8 protein-coding genes are annotated in these 14,428 nt (G+C 71.7%); 1 reads left to right on the plus strand and 7 read right to left on the minus strand.

The window, feature by feature from the left end; translation table 11 throughout:
* Positions 1-89: 89 nt before the first annotated feature.
* Together CP982_RS11860 and CP982_RS11865 are read right to left on the minus strand one after the other, a co-directional pair.
* Positions 90-1,202, minus strand: a complete 1,113-nt coding sequence (locus tag CP982_RS11860; RefSeq protein WP_229878925.1) for a hypothetical protein — start codon at positions 1,200-1,202, stop codon at positions 90-92.
* 5 nt (positions 1,203-1,207) lie between these two features.
* The gene (locus CP982_RS11865; RefSeq protein ID WP_150510487.1) at positions 1,208-1,426 is read right to left on the minus strand and encodes a hypothetical protein; all 219 of its coding nucleotides are present in this window, start codon (positions 1,424-1,426) and stop codon (positions 1,208-1,210) included.
* A gap of 156 nt (positions 1,427-1,582) precedes the next feature.
* Between CP982_RS11865 and CP982_RS11870 the strand changes: the two genes are divergently transcribed.
* Complete coding sequence (locus tag CP982_RS11870; protein WP_150510488.1) at positions 1,583-2,476, plus strand: chitosanase; 894 nt, start codon at positions 1,583-1,585, stop codon at positions 2,474-2,476.
* Between the two features lie 76 nt (positions 2,477-2,552).
* Here CP982_RS11870 and CP982_RS11875 read toward each other — a convergent pair whose 3' ends face one another.
* From CP982_RS11875 to gltB, 5 genes are all read right to left on the minus strand, one after another.
* A complete protein-coding gene (locus tag CP982_RS11875; protein WP_150510489.1) occupies positions 2,553-3,386 on the minus strand; it encodes a carbohydrate ABC transporter permease in 834 nt (277 codons plus the stop codon).
* Positions 3,383-4,375, minus strand: coding sequence for a carbohydrate ABC transporter permease (locus CP982_RS11880; RefSeq protein ID WP_150510490.1), 993 nt, complete (start codon positions 4,373-4,375; stop codon positions 3,383-3,385). The genes CP982_RS11875 and CP982_RS11880 overlap by 4 nt, the downstream gene beginning before the upstream one ends.
* Positions 4,376-4,394: 19 nt before the next feature.
* Positions 4,395-5,696, minus strand: a complete 1,302-nt coding sequence (locus CP982_RS11885) for a sugar ABC transporter substrate-binding protein (protein ID WP_150510491.1) — start codon at positions 5,694-5,696, stop codon at positions 4,395-4,397.
* A 2,697-nt stretch (positions 5,697-8,393) separates the two neighbouring features.
* Entirely contained in the window at positions 8,394-9,854 is a 1,461-nt protein-coding gene (locus tag CP982_RS11890; RefSeq protein ID WP_150510492.1) for a glutamate synthase subunit beta, read from the minus strand.
* Positions 9,847-14,358 (minus strand): glutamate synthase large subunit, encoded by a 4,512-nt coding sequence (gene gltB, locus CP982_RS11895; RefSeq protein WP_150515434.1) that lies wholly within the window; start codon positions 14,356-14,358, stop codon positions 9,847-9,849. Before gltB ends, CP982_RS11890 begins: the two co-directional genes overlap by 8 nt.
* Positions 14,359-14,428 lie beyond the last annotated feature (70 nt).

Consider the following 14,428-nt stretch of genomic DNA (forward strand, 5'->3'; position numbering starts at 1 on the left):
CATCCTCCCCCATCCGCCCGCCCCGGCCCGCAGGGGGCCGGGGCGGGCCGGGGCGGGCGAAGTGCCTCGCGGGCCAGGACCGTCGCGGGCTAGGACGGTTCGGCGTCCCGGAAGGACGGCAGGGCGAAGATCCTGGTCTTCGCCTCGTCCGACATCAGCTCCACCAGGGGCAGCACCAGGCCCCACAGGTCCCGTTTGTCGACCTCGCGGGCGAGCGCGTCGAGGTCCTCGTCCCCGATCGCCCCGGCCCGGTCCGCGACGACCTGCCGCGAGGGCTCGGGCAGGACCTCCACGAGCGGCAGGAACTCGGCCCACAGGCCGGTGGACACGACGGCGGGCACGATGTCCCCGAGGACGCCCGGGTCCCGGAGCGCGGGCAGAGCCGCGACGGCGCGCCGCTCCTCGTCGGACAGCAGGGCGACCAGCGGAAGCAGCGACTCCCACAGGCCCTGCGCGGCCACGGTCGTGACGAGCGCGTCAAGGTGCTCGACGGGCCGCGCCGCCGCGAGCGAGGCGATCCGCCCGCGCTGCTCGCCGGTGACCATCCCGGCGACGGCGAGCGCCTCGGGCCACAGGCCGTCGGCCGCGGCGCGGGCGATGACGGAAGCAAGCCGTTCCTCGCCCATCAACTCCACGATCCGGCCGAGCCGTTCGGGGTCGTCGACGAGGAAGCCGGTGCGCAGCACGGTCGCGTCGCCGACCTGCGGCAGGATGCGGCTCAGCGCGGAGTCCCGCAGATGTCCGACGAACCGCCCCATGGTGAGGTGGTCCGCGCGCCCGGCGAGTTCGATGGCGATGCGGACGACGAGGCCCTCGTCGAGCCGGTCGACGATGCCGCTGATCCGCCGCGGGTCGAGGTGCGCGCAGGACTCGGCGGTGAAAGCGACGGGCAGCTTCTCGATGATGTCGGCGGCGCGGGCGGGTTCGAGGCGCCCGGCGACGGCCGCGGCGAGCCGGGGCCCGAGGGCCTTCTGGGAGATGGCGGCGGCGACCCCCGCGGGCACCAGCTTGGTGGCCGACGCGATGCGGTCGAGCATCTCCGGCGACCGGTCGAAGAGCGCGGCGACGCAGTCGGCGCGCAGGCGGCGCACGTCGTCGGCGGGCAGCTCCGCGAGGAACGCGAGGTCGTCGGGGCCGACGTCGAGGAGGCGGGCGGTCTTCAGGGTCTCGGCCCTGGCGCGCAGCTTGTCCACGGTGCCCACGCCCCCTAGCGGAAGAGGATCCGGCGGACCGGACCGCGGGCCAGGGCGGGCACCAGCTTCAGGGCGTCCTCGGCCGCCTCGCTCAGGCCCGAGGCCCGGCGTTCGCGCTCGTGGCGCAGCGCGGTGGCGAGCCGTTCGATGTGCTCGGGCGCGAGGCGCCCGACGCTTTCCGGGGGTTCGGCCCCCAGCTCCGTCTTCAGCTGCTCCACTGCTCGGGTGTTCACGGGACCTCCCACGACGCGCGGCTGCTGCTGGGTTCGCGTCCCGAGAGTGGAGCGGAATTGAATATTAGTCAATAGCGGGCACGGGAAGCCGGATCCCGGTGCCCGCGCCCGTACGCCCAAGCCGGGCCCGGCGTCCGCACCCGTACGCTTGGTCGAATGAAACGCGCTGGTCTGCTTCTTCTCGCGGTCGTCCCCCTCACCGTCACCGCGGTCGCGTGCTCCGCCGCCGACGGCTCCCGGGGCGCGGGCGAGGACAGGCCCGCCGCCGCGCGGCCGTACGACGAGGACGGCTCGTCGGTCGACCGGCGCACGCACGACAAGCGGGTGGCGGACCTGCCGCCGGGGCTCGCGGCACCCGCGAAGAAGGAGCTCGCGATGAAGCTCGTCGCGAGCGCGGAGAACTCGACGCTCGACTGGCGCGGCCAGTACGGCTACATCGAGGACATAGGCGACGGCCGCGGCTACACCGCGGGCATCATCGGCTTCTGCACCGGCACCCACGACCTCCTGGAGCTCGTCGAGGGCTACACGAAGAAGCACCCGGACAACGGCCTGGCCCGCTTCCTGCCCGCCCTGCGCGCCGTCGACGGCAGCGACTCGCACGCGGGCCTGGGGCGGCCCTTCACGCGCGCGTGGGCGCGGGAGGCGCGCGTCGCCGCCTTCCAGCGGGCCCAGGACGCGGTGCGCGACCGCCTCTACTTCGACCCGGCGGTCCGCCTCGCCAAGCTCGACGGGCTCGGCACGCTCGGGCAGTTCGTGTACTACGACGCGATGGTCATGCACGGTCCCGGCACCGGACCGAAGTCCTTCCACGGCCTGCGCGAGGCCGCGCTGAAGAAGGCGGAGACCCCGGCGGGCGGCGGCGGCGAGAAGACGTACCTCGACGCCTTCCTCGACGTGCGCCGCTCGGTGATGCGCGGCGAGAAGGCCCACCGGAACACCTCGCGCGTCGACACCGCCCAGCGGCGCTTCCTCCGCGAGGGCAATCTGGACCTCCGTACGCCGCTGACGTGGCGGGTGTACGGGGAGACGTTCCGGGTCCCGCGCTAGCGCGGCCCGGCCCGGGAACGCGCACGGGCCCGGACCCCGTGCGGGGGTCCGGGCCCGTGCCGGGCGCGGGGGCGGGTCAGCCCTTGACCGCACCGGCCGCGAGGCCGGAGCCCAGCCTGCGGTGCACGATCACGAAGAAGATCATCACCGGCAGCGTGACCAGCGTGGAGCTGGCCATGACCGGCCCCCAGGAGGTGGTGTTCTCACCGAAGAACTGGAAGATGCCCACGGCCGCCGTGTACTTGTCGCTGCCCTTCATGAAGGTGTACGCGAACACGAACTCGTTCCACGCCGTGATGAAGGCGAAGATCGAGGTGGCCACCAGGCCGGGTCCGACCAGCGGGAGCAGCACCGACCAGAACATGCGGAACCAGGACGCGCCGTCGATGTACGCCGCCTCCTCGACCTCCTTGGGCACCGCCGCGACGAAGCCGCGCAGGGTCCAGATCGCGAACGGCAGCGACAGGGCGATGTACACCACCGAAAGGCCGAGCAGCGAGTTCAGCATCTCGAAGTCCCGCATCTGGATGAACAGCGGGATGACGAGGGCCTCCAGCGGCACCATCTGCACGATCAGAACCATGATCAGCACGGAGGTGCGGAACTTGAACTTGAACCGGGCCACCGCGATCGCCGCGAACAGCGAGAGCGCGGCCGCCGCGGCGATCGTGGCGATGCCGACGATCGCCGAGTTCAGCAGGTACTGGCCGAAGTTGCCCCGGTCGAAGACGAAGTCGAAGTGCTCGAACGTCACTCCGCTCGGCAGCAGGTCCGAGCCGCGCGTGAGCGCCTTCGGGTCGAGGGCCGTGGAGACCATCCAGTAGACCGGGAACAGCGTGAAGACCAGCAGCGCGATCACCGCGACCGGCAGGCCGACGCGCGAGGCGAGCGTGGTACGGCGGACGCTCACAGGTCCTCCTCCCCCTGCCGGAACAGCGTGCGGATGTAGACGATGGTGATCACCAGGAGCAGCAGCGTCAGGAGGACCGCGGCCGCGGCGCCCGTACCGTAGTCGTTCTTGGCGAACGCCTCGATGTACGAGTAGACGCCGAGGTTGTAGACGTCCGGGTTGGAGCCGCTGCCTCCCGGCATCAGGAAGACCTGGGTGAAGACCTTGAAGTCCCAGATGGTGGACAGGATGGTCACCACCAGGAACACCGGCTTGATGCTCGGCACGGTGATGCGCCAGAACCGCTGCCAGGCGTTGGCGCCGTCGATCTCGCCCGCCTCGTACAGCTCCTTCGGGATGGTGAGGAGCCCGGCGAGCACGGTGATCGCGACGAACGGGAAGCCGTGGTGCACGACGTTGATCGTGGCGATCCCGTAGAACGGCAGCCGTTCGGTGAACCAGTTGGTGGTCTCCGCGTCGATCAGGCCGACCGAGTCCGCGACCTGGCTGATCATGCCGTCCTCCGGCGAGAACAGCCAGATCCACACATACGTCCCGGTGACCGCGGGCATCGCCCACGCGGCCAGGATGGACACCGAGCAGATCAGCTTCCACGTCGGGCCGAGCCGGTTGAGCAGCAGGGCCACGAGCGTGCCGAGCACGACGGTCAGGCCGACGCACGCGAGCGCGAAGAACACCGTGTTCGGCAGGACCGTCTTCCACAGCAGGTCGCCGGTCAGCAGGTCCTTGTAGTGGTCGAAGCCGATGTACGTGCCCTCGCCACCGCCGAACTTGACCTTGTAGTCCTGCAGCGAGAGCTTGCCGACCTGGATCAGGGGCCACAGGAGCAGCCCCACGAGCACGATCAGCGAGGGCGTGAGCAGCAGCCAGGGCCGGGTGAGGGTGACCAGTTTCTTGCGGCGGCGCGCGGCTTCGGCGCCACCGTCGTCGGATTGCGGGCGGACCGAAGGCGTGACCTCCGGCCCGTCACTGACGAGCGTGTCTTTCACGGCGTGACTCGTCTTTCGCTCACTTGTCCTTGGCGAAGATGTCGTCCATGTCCTTCGCCGCCTTGTCCGCGGCGTCCTGGACGGACGACTTGCCCGTGAGGATCGACTGGACCATGCCGGTGATGACCTGCGAGGCCTGGATCTCGCCGTACGCCTTGGTCTTCGGGACGGTGGCGCCGGCCTCGATCATCTGCTTCGCGAACGGCTCGACCAGCGGGTCCTTCTGGGCCTCGATCTTCTTCAGCTCGGAGTTCTGGCCGGGGAAGTAGTTGGTCTGCTTGGCCCACTTCGCGGCGAACTCACCGGTGGTCATCAACTTGACCAGCTCCCAGGCGAGTTCCTTCTTGTCCGTGTTGAACGCGGAGAGGTAGGAGCCGCCGAGGAAGGACTTGCTCATGCCGCCGGTCTGCCCGGGGATCGGCACGGCGCCGAGCTTGCCCTTGAGCTTCGGGTTCGCCTCGACGATGGCCTTGGGGGTCCAGTTGCCGCCGACCGACATCGAGATCTGGCCCTTGTTCCAGGCGTCGCCGACCTCCTTCTCGGTCCAGGTGTTGACCTTGGCCGGGGAGACGCGGTCCTTCCGTGCGAGGTCCGTGTAGTACTTGATGCCCTTCACGGCCTCGGGCGAGTTGATCGCGGACTTCCACTTGTCGCCCTGCTGGGTGGCGAGTTCACCGCCCGCGCCCCAGACGAAGGCCGTCGCGAACATCTCCGCGCCGCCCGCCACCGGGAAGGCGATCTTGTCCGGCTCCTTCTCCTTGAGCGTCTTCGCCGTCTCCTGGAGCTCCTTCCAGGTGGTCGGCGGCTTCAGGTCGTGCTTCTCGAAGACGTCCTTGCGGTAGACGATGGACCGCACGCCCGCGTACCAGGGCATGCCGTACTGCTTGCCGTCCAGGGTGCCCGCGTCCTTCAGGCCCTCCACCAGGTCGTTCGCCAGACCCGACTTCTTCAGGTCGTCGCTGACGTCGACGAGCGCGCCGGTCTCGGCGAACTGCGGCACCCACGTCGTGCCGACCTCGGCGACGTCCGGGACCTGGTCCTCGCCGCCCTCGATGGCCGTCGTGAACTTCTTCTGGGCGGTGGCCCACTGCTGGTACTCGACCTTGATCTTGGCACCGGTCTTCTTCTCGAAGGCCGCGCCGACCTCCTTGAAGAAGGGCCGGGGGTCGGGGTTGGTCCCCTCCATGATCCATACGGTGAGGGTCTTGCCCTTGCCGTCGGCCTTGCCGCCCTTGCCCCCGTCGCCGTCATCGCCGCACGCGGTTGCGGTCAGACCGAGCGTCAGGGCGATACAACCCGCCGCGATGACACGTCGCTTCATGCCGGCCCCCTTCAGGTTCTTGTAGTGGGAGCGATTGTGCTCACGCAGGGTGTTGGCGGTCTAGACCCTTTCGGGGAAGCGGCCGAACCGTAATCACCGTTGCGCGGTGCGCTATCGCTGTGTTCCGACGGTGTCCTACGTCGTCGCGGCGCGGCGGACCGGCTCCGCGGTCCCACCCGTTTGCCGCACATCTACCGCCCCGCGGGGGACGCTCTCCCCCACCCGCCCACCCCGCAGCCCTGCCCCCACCTCACGGGCCCACCCGGCCCCCCGACCACTGAGACGACCCCACAGCCCGGCCACGGGCCCCACCGCCGGGGGCGACTCGGACACTCCAACCGGCCCAAGGGCAAAGGCCCCCCAACACCGGGGCCCACCCGCGGCCCCCGGCTCCCCGACCCACGCGGCCCCACCACCCACCCACTCATGGGGCCTCCCGTCGAGCCCGAGCCCCACACAGCCACGTGGCCCCCCACCACCCGCCCCACCCGACACGGCACCTGACACCCACTCACGGAGCCTCCCGTCGCGCCCCAGCCCCACACAACCACGTGCCCCCCACCACCCGCCCCACCTGACACGACACCTGACACCCACTCACGGAGCCTCCCGTCGGACCCCAGCACCACACGACCACGCACCCCCACCACCCGCCCCATCCGGCACCTCGCACCCACTCACGGGGCCTCCCGTCGGGCCTCTGCCCCAGACCCGCTCGGTCCCACCACTCACCCGGCACGGCCTCGCGCCCATCCATGGGCCTCCCGTCGAGCCCCTCTCCCCACGCCTGCGCGGTCCCACCGCCCTCCCCACCCGGCACGGCGCACCTCGTACCCACTCACGGAGCCTCCCGTCGAGCCCCGCTCTCCACACCCGCGCGGCCCCACCGCCCACCCCCGCCCAGCACGCTTGGGGAAGCCGACCGGGACAGCGCGCCCCGGCACGGCGCCTCACACCCAGCCCCGCCACACAAGGCCGCGCAGGCACAGCCACCTGCCCACGCCCAAACGCCAGTTGGGGCCGGTGCCGAAGCCCAGCCGACCACACCCCGCACCCACACGCAGCACCCTCCTCAGGGCCCCTGCCCTACGCACTGACGCGGTCGCGCCAACCGCCCCCGCCCAGCACCCCGCCGCGGCACCCCACGGGCGCTGCCCCCGGCGCCGCACCGCGCGCCGCGCCAAGCGGACAGGTGCGACGCCGCTGGCCACGCCTAAGTACGAGGTCAAGCGGGGCGGCACCTCGCACCCGCCCACGGGGCCTCCCGTCGAGGCCCTGCCCCAGACCCGCGCGGTCCCACCGCCCACCCCCACCCGGCACGGCTTGAGGAAGCCGACCGGGACAGCGCGCCCCGGCACGGCGCCTCACACCCAGCCCCGCCACACAAGGCCGCGCAGGCACAGCCACCTGCCCACGCCCAAGCGCCAGTTGGGGCCGGCGCCGAAGCCCCGACCACACCCCGCACCCACACACGGCACCCCACCCCAGCGCCCTCGCGTCGCCCCAAGCGGACAGGTACGACCACCGCTGGCCACGCCTGAGTGCGAGGTCAAGCGGATCGGCACCCCGCACCCGCCCACAAGGCCTCCCGTCGGCCCCCGCTCCACACGGCCGGGGCCCACCACCAGCTCCGGCAGGTGGGGCGGCATCCGTACACCGGGGCACGGAGCTTCCGGTCGGGACCGCCCTCCCCGACCCCAACGTCACCTCACACCTCAGGCGAGGCCACTACCGGCCTGACTCGCAGCGCCTCGACCAGGCTCACGGATGCCCTCGCTCCTGGCCGCCCGCTGTGCCCGCAGGGAGGCGCTGCGTCCGGGCGGCGGCGGGGCGGGCCCTCGTCGTACGGACGCGGCATCGGCCCGCTCGGGTGCGTGAGCCGCCCTCTGCGGCAAGGGCGACACGGAGGGGGCGGGCGGCGGGACCGGGCCGGGGCGCGAACGCGAGCTCGGCTTGGAGCAGTACGTCCGGGTGCACGGGCCGGGCCAGGCCTTCAAGCCGTACCGGCCCGGGCAGGTGTCGGGACCGCCCCGTCTGCGGACGGGACCTCGGCGCCCAGCGGCACGGCCAAGCACGTGAGCCGCCACCGTTCCGGCCCCCGGTGGAGGCCAGGACCGCCGCGTAAGGCACAGGCTCGACCCGGAGCGCTCCGGCCGGGCCCACGGGGGTCGGCGCCCTCTCAGCTTCCGCAGTACAGGCACCGAGCCCTGGCCCGGGTGGGGGCGGGTGGGGGCGGGTGGGTGGGGCCGCCCCGCTGCGGGCAGCGCGCCCGGCTCGAAGCCCCGCGCGCAGGGCCCGGGGCGGTCGCCGGTGCCTCGGCAGGGGCCCTCACGCCCGTGCCTGGTGGGGGCGGGTGGGTGGGCCCGCCCCGGCGCGCGGAGCGCGGCACCTCGTCCCCCGGCCTCAGCGTCAGCGTCAACCGCCACCCCGCAAGCGCCAGCGCCCCCGTCAGCCGCCACCCCGCACCCCAGCAAGACCAGAGCCCACAACCCGAGGAACCCGAGGCAGGCCGAGAGCCCGGCCAGGGAGGAACAGTCCGAGAGGCCTAGCGAAGGGCAGGGGGCCGCCCAGCGCCCCGGCAGGGCCCCGGCCCCGGAAGGCCCGGGGCAAGGGTGCGCGGCGCCTGCCGAAGGTCCGGTCGGGGACACGGCAGGCACCGCGCTCAGTTCCGCACGCCGTTGTACGGGACAAACAGGGTCAGACCGTAAGGGAACGGTCCGAGGGACGGATCGGGGCCGGGAGGTCGCTCGCGCCGGTGAGGAACCGGTCCACACCGCGCGCGGCCGAGCGGCCCTCGGCGATCGCCCAGACGATCAGCGACTGGCCACGCCCCGCGTCACCCGCGACGAAGACGCCCGGCACGTTGGTGTGGAAGTCACCGTCACGGGCAATATTGCCACGCTCGTCCAGGTCGATGCCGAACTGGTCCACCAGACCGTTCTCCCGGTCCGTACCGGTGAAGCCCATCGCGAGGGTCACGAGCTGCGCCGGAATCCGACGCTCCGTGCCCGGCTTCTGTGTGAGCTTGCCGTCCACGAAGGCGACCTCGACCAGGTGCAGCCACTGCACGTTCCCGTCCTCGTCGCCCTCGAAGTGGGTCGTCGAGACGGAGTAGACGCGCTCGCCGCCCTCCTCGTGGGCGGAGGTGACCTTGTAGAGCATGGGAAAGGTCGGCCAGGGCTGACCGGGAGCCCGGTCCTCGCCGGGGCGGGGCATGATCTCCAGCTGGGTGACGGACGCCGCGCCCTGGCGGTGCGCGGTGCCCACGCAGTCCGCCCCGGTGTCGCCGCCGCCGATGACGACGACGTGCTTGCCCTCGGCGGAGACGGGCGTCACCACGTAGTCGCCCTCCTGCACCTTGTTGGCGAGCGGCAGGTACTCCATGGCCTGGTAGACGCCCTTGAGCTCGCGGCCGGGCACCGGCAGGTCGCGGGCCGTCGTGGCGCCCGCCGCGACGACCACGGCGTCGTACCGCTTGCGCAGCTTCGCCGCGTCGATGTCGCGGCCGATCTCCACGCCGGTGCGGAACTTGGTGCCCTCCGCGCGCATCTGCTCGATGCGCCGGTTGATGTGCCGCTTCTCCATCTTGAACTCGGGGATGCCGTAGCGCAGGAGACCGCCGATGCGGTCCGCGCGCTCGTAGACGGCGACGGTGTGGCCCGCCCGGGTGAGCTGCTGGGCGGCGGCGAGCCCGGCCGGGCCCGAGCCGATGACGGCGACCGTCTTGCCGCTCAGGCGCTCCGGCGCCTGCGGCGCCACGTCGCCCGTCTCCCACGCCTTGTCGATGATCGAGACTTCGACGTTCTTGATGGTGACGGCCGGCTGGTTGATGCCGAGGACGCACGCCGACTCGCAGGGGGCCGGGCAGAGCCGCCCGGTGAACTCCGGGAAGTTGTTCGTGGCGTGCAGCCGCTCGGAGGCCGCCGACCAGTCCTCGCGGTACGCGTAGTCGTTCCACTCGGGGATCAGGTTCCCCAGCGGGCAGCCGTTGTGGCAGAAGGGGATGCCGCAGTCCATGCAGCGCGAGGCCTGCTTGGAGATGATCGGGAGCAGCGAGCCCGGGACGTAGACCTCGTTCCAGTCCTGGACGCGCTCGCCCACCGGGCGGGTCCGGGCGACCTCACGGCCGTGGTGCAGAAAGCCCTTGGGATCAGCCATTGGTCGCCGCCTCCATCATCTTCTCGGTGATCTCGGACTCGGAGAGTCCGGCTCGCTCGGCGGCGTCCTTGGCGGCGAGCACGGCCTTGTACGTACTGGGGATGATCTTGCTGAAGCGGGTCACGGCCGTGTCCCACTCCGCGAGCAGCTTCTCGGCGACCGTGGAGCCGGTCTCCTCCTGGTGGCGGCGCACGACGTCGTGCAGCCACTGCTCGTCGGTGTCGTCCAGGGCCTCGACGGCCGCCAGGTTCCCGGCGTTGACGTTGTCGCGGTCGAGGTCGATGACGTACGCGATGCCGCCCGACATGCCCGCCGCGAAGTTGCGGCCGGTCTCGCCGAGCACCACGGCGTGGCCGCCGGTCATGTACTCGCAGCCGTGGTCGCCCACGCCCTCGGACACGACCGTCGCACCGGAGTTGCGGACGCAGAACCGCTCGCCCGTGCGGCCGCGGAGGAACAGCTCGCCGCCCGTCGCACCGTACGCGATGGTGTTGCCCGCGATCGTCGAGTACTCGGCGAGGTGGTCGGCGCCCCGGTCCGGGCGGACGATCACGCGGCCGCCGGAGAGGCCCTTGCCGACGTAGTCATTGGCGTCGCCCTCCAGGCGCAGCGTGATGCCGCGCGGCACGAAGGCGCCGAAGGACTGGCCCGCCGAGCCGGTGAAGGTGATGTCGATGGTGTCGTCGGGCAGGCCCGCGCCGCCGAACTTCTTCGTCACCTCGTGGCCGAGCATGGTGCCGACGGTGCGGTTGATGTTGCGGATGGCGACCTGGGCGCGGACCGGCTGGGCGTCCTGGAGGGAGTTCGCGGCGAGCGCGTCGGCGGCGAGCCTGATCAGCTCGTTGTCGAGCGCCTTCTCCAGGCCGTGGTCCTGCGCGACGAGCTGGTGGCGCACCGCGCCCTCGGCCAGGTCCGGGACGTGGAACAGCGGCGCGAGGTCGAGGCCCTGGGCCTTCCAGTGGTTGACGGCGCGCGTGGTGTCGAGGAGCTCGGCGTGGCCGACGGCCTCCTCGATGGAGCGGAAGCCGAGCTCGGCGAGGAGCTCGCGGACCTCCTCGGCGATGAACTGGAAGAAGTTCACGACGTACTCGGCCTTGCCGCTGAAGCGGTCGCGCAGCGTGGGGTTCTGCGTGGCGATGCCGACGGGGCAGGTGTCCAGGTGGCAGACGCGCATCATGACGCAGCCGGACACCACGAGCGGAGCGGTCGCGAAGCCGAACTCCTCGGCGCCGAGCAGCGCGGCGATGACGACGTCGCGGCCGGTCTTGAGCTGGCCGTCGGTCTGCACGACGATGCGGTCGCGCAGGCCGTTGAGCAGCAGGGTCTGCTGGGTCTCGGCGAGGCCGAGCTCCCAGGGGCCGCCCGCGTGCTTCAGGGAGGTCAGCGGGGACGCGCCCGTGCCGCCGTCGTGGCCGGAGATGAGGACGACGTCCGCGTGCGCCTTGGAGACGCCCGCGGCGACGGTGCCGACGCCGACCTCGGAGACCAGCTTCACGTGGATCCGCGCCTGCGGGTTCGCGTTCTTCAGGTCGTGGATCAGCTGCGCCAGGTCCTCGATGGAGTAGATGTCGTGGTGCGGCGGCGGGGAGATCAGGCCCACGCCCGGCGTCGAGTGACGCGTCTTGGCGACCCACGGGTAGACCTTGTGGCCGGGCAGCTGGCCGCCCTCGCCGGGCTTGGCGCCCTGCGCCATCTTGATCTGGATGTCGTCGGCGTTGACCAGGTACTCGGAGGTGACGCCGAAGCGGCCGGAGGCGACCTGCTTGATGCTGGAGCGGCGCGCCGGGTCGTAGAGGCGGTCCGGGTCCTCGCCGCCCTCGCCGGTGTTGGACTTGCCGCCGAGCTGGTTCATCGCGATGGCGAGCGTCTCGTGCGCCTCGCGGGAGATGGAGCCGTACGACATGGCGCCGGTGGAGAAGCGCTTGACGATCTCGGAGACCGGCTCGACCTCGTCCACCGGGATCGAGGGGCGCTCGGACTTGAAGCCGAACAGGCCGCGCAGCGTCATCAGCCGCTCGGACTGCTCGTTCACGCGGTCCGTGTACTGCTTGAAGACGTCGTACCGGCGGTTGCGGGTGGAGTGCTGGAGGCGGAAGACCGTCTCGGGGTCGAAGAGGTGCGGCTCGCCCTCGCGGCGCCACTGGTACTCGCCGCCGATGTCCAGGGCCCGGTGCGCGGGCGCGATCCCGGAGGCCGGGTAGGCCTTGGCGTGGCGGGCGGCGACCTCGCGGGCGATGACGTCGATGCCGACTCCGCCGATCTTGGAGGCGGTGCCGTTGAAGTACTTCTCGACGAAGGACGCCTCCAGGCCGACGGCCTCGAAGACCTGCGCGCCGCGGTAGGAGGCGACCGTGGAGATGCCCATCTTGGACATCACCTTCAACACGCCCTTGCCGAGGGCGTAGATGAGGTTGCGGATGGCCTGCTCGGCCTCGATGCCGGGCAGGAAGGTGCCCGCGCGCACCAGGTCCTCGACGGACTCCATCGCCAGGTACGGGTTGACGGCCGCGGCGCCGAAGCCGATGAGCAGCGCGACGTGGTGCACCTCGCGCACGTCGCCCGCCTCGACGAGCAGGCCCACCTGGGTGCGCTGCTTGGTGCGGATGAGGTGGTGGTGGACGGCCGCGGTGAGAAGCAGCGAGGGGATCGGCGCGTGCTCGGCGTCGGAGTGCCGGTCGGAGAGCACGACGAGGCGGGCCCCGGCCTCGATGGCGGCATCGGCCTCGGCGCAGATCTCCTCGATGCGGGCGGCGAGCGCGTCGCCGCCGCCGTGCACCCGGTACAGGCCGGAGAGGGTCGCGGCCTTCATGCCGGGCATGTCGCCGTCGGCGTTGATGTGGATGAGCTTGGCCAGCTCGTCGTTGTCGATGACCGGGAAGGGCAGCGTGACGGAGCGGCACGAGGCGGCGGACGGCTCCAGGAGGTTGCCCTGCGGCCCCAGCGAGGAGCGCAGCGAGGTGACCAGCTCCTCGCGGATGGCGTCCAGGGGCGGGTTGGTGACCTGGGCGAACAGCTGCGTGAAGTAGTCGAAGATCAGCCGCGGCCGCTCGGAGAGGGCCGCGATCGGGGTGTCCGTGCCCATCGAGCCGATCGGCTCCGCGCCGGCCTTGGCCATCGGCGCGAGCAGGATCCGCAGCTCCTCCTCGGTGTAGCCGAAGGTCTGCTGGCGGCGGGTGACGGAGGCGTGGGTGTGCACGATGTGCTCGCGCTCAGGCAGGTCGGAGAGCTCGATCTCGCCGGCTTCCAGCCACTCCTGGTACGGCTTCTCGGCGGCGAGCCCCGCCTTGATCTCGTCGTCCTCGACGATGCGGTGCTCGACGGTGTCGACGAGGAACATCCGGCCGGGCTGGAGGCGGCCCTTGCGGACGACCTTGGCGGGGTCGATGTCGAGGACGCCGACCTCGGAGCCGAGCACGACGAGGCCGTCGTCGGTGACCCAGTAGCGCCCCGGGCGCAGGCCGTTGCGGTCCAGGACGGCGCCGACCTGGGTGCCGTCGGTGAAGGTGACGCAGGCGGGGCCGTCCCAGGGCTCCATCATCGTGGAGTGGTACTGGTAGAAGGCGCGCCGGGTCGGGTCCATCGAGGCGTGGTTCTCCCACGCCTCCGGGATCATCATGAGCACGCTGTGCGGCAGGGAGCGGCCGCCGAGGTGGAGCAGTTCGAGGACCTCGTCGAAGGACGCGGAGTCGGACGCGTCCGGCGTACACACCGGGAAGGTCCGCTCCAGCGTCTCCTGGCTCCCGAACACCTCGCCGACCAGCTGCGACTCCCGGGCCCGCATCCAGTTGCGGTTGCCCTGCACGGTGTTGATCTCGCCGTTGTGGGCGACGAAGCGGTAGGGGTGCGCGAGCGGCCAGCTCGGGAAGGTGTTCGTCGAGAAGCGCGAGTGGACGAGCGCGATCGCCGTCGCGAAGCGGCGGTCGGACAGATCGGGGAAGAAGGGCTCCAGCTGGCCGGTGGTCAGCATGCCCTTGTAGACGATCGTGCGCGCGGAGAGCGAAGGGAAGTAGGTGGCGGCCTCGCGCTCGGCGCGCTTGCGCAGGACGAAGGCCTTGCGGTCCAGGGCGAGGCCGGTGCTCTCCCCGTCGGCGACGAAGAGCTGCCGGAAGACCGGCATGGTGGCGCGGGCGGTGGCGCCGAGCAGCGTCGGGGCGACCGGCACCTCGCGCCAGCCGAGGACGGTGAGGCCCTCGTCGGCGGCCAGCGTCTCGATGTGTGAGACGGCTTCGTCCGCACCGTGCGGGGGCAGGAAGGCGATGCCGACGGCGTACGCGCCCGCCGCGGGCAGCTCGAAGCCGGCGGCCTCGCGCAGGAACGCGTCCGGGACCTGCAGCAGGATGCCCGCGCCGTCTCCGGAGTCCGGCTCGGAGCCGGTGGCGCCGCGGTGTTCCAGGTTGCGCAGTACGGTCAGCGCCTGCTCGACGAGCTCGTGGCTCGCCTCACCGGTGAGGGTGGCCACGAAGCCGACACCACAGGCGTCGTGTTCGTTCCGGGGGTCGTACATGCCCTGCGGGGCGGGGCGACCGTCCATGGGCGACCAGGCGTCGGAACGCATCGGCACTCCCGTCGTCGTG

This window comes from Streptomyces spectabilis (genome assembly GCF_008704795.1).
Classification (GTDB): Bacteria; Actinomycetota; Actinomycetes; order Streptomycetales; family Streptomycetaceae; genus Streptomyces; species Streptomyces spectabilis.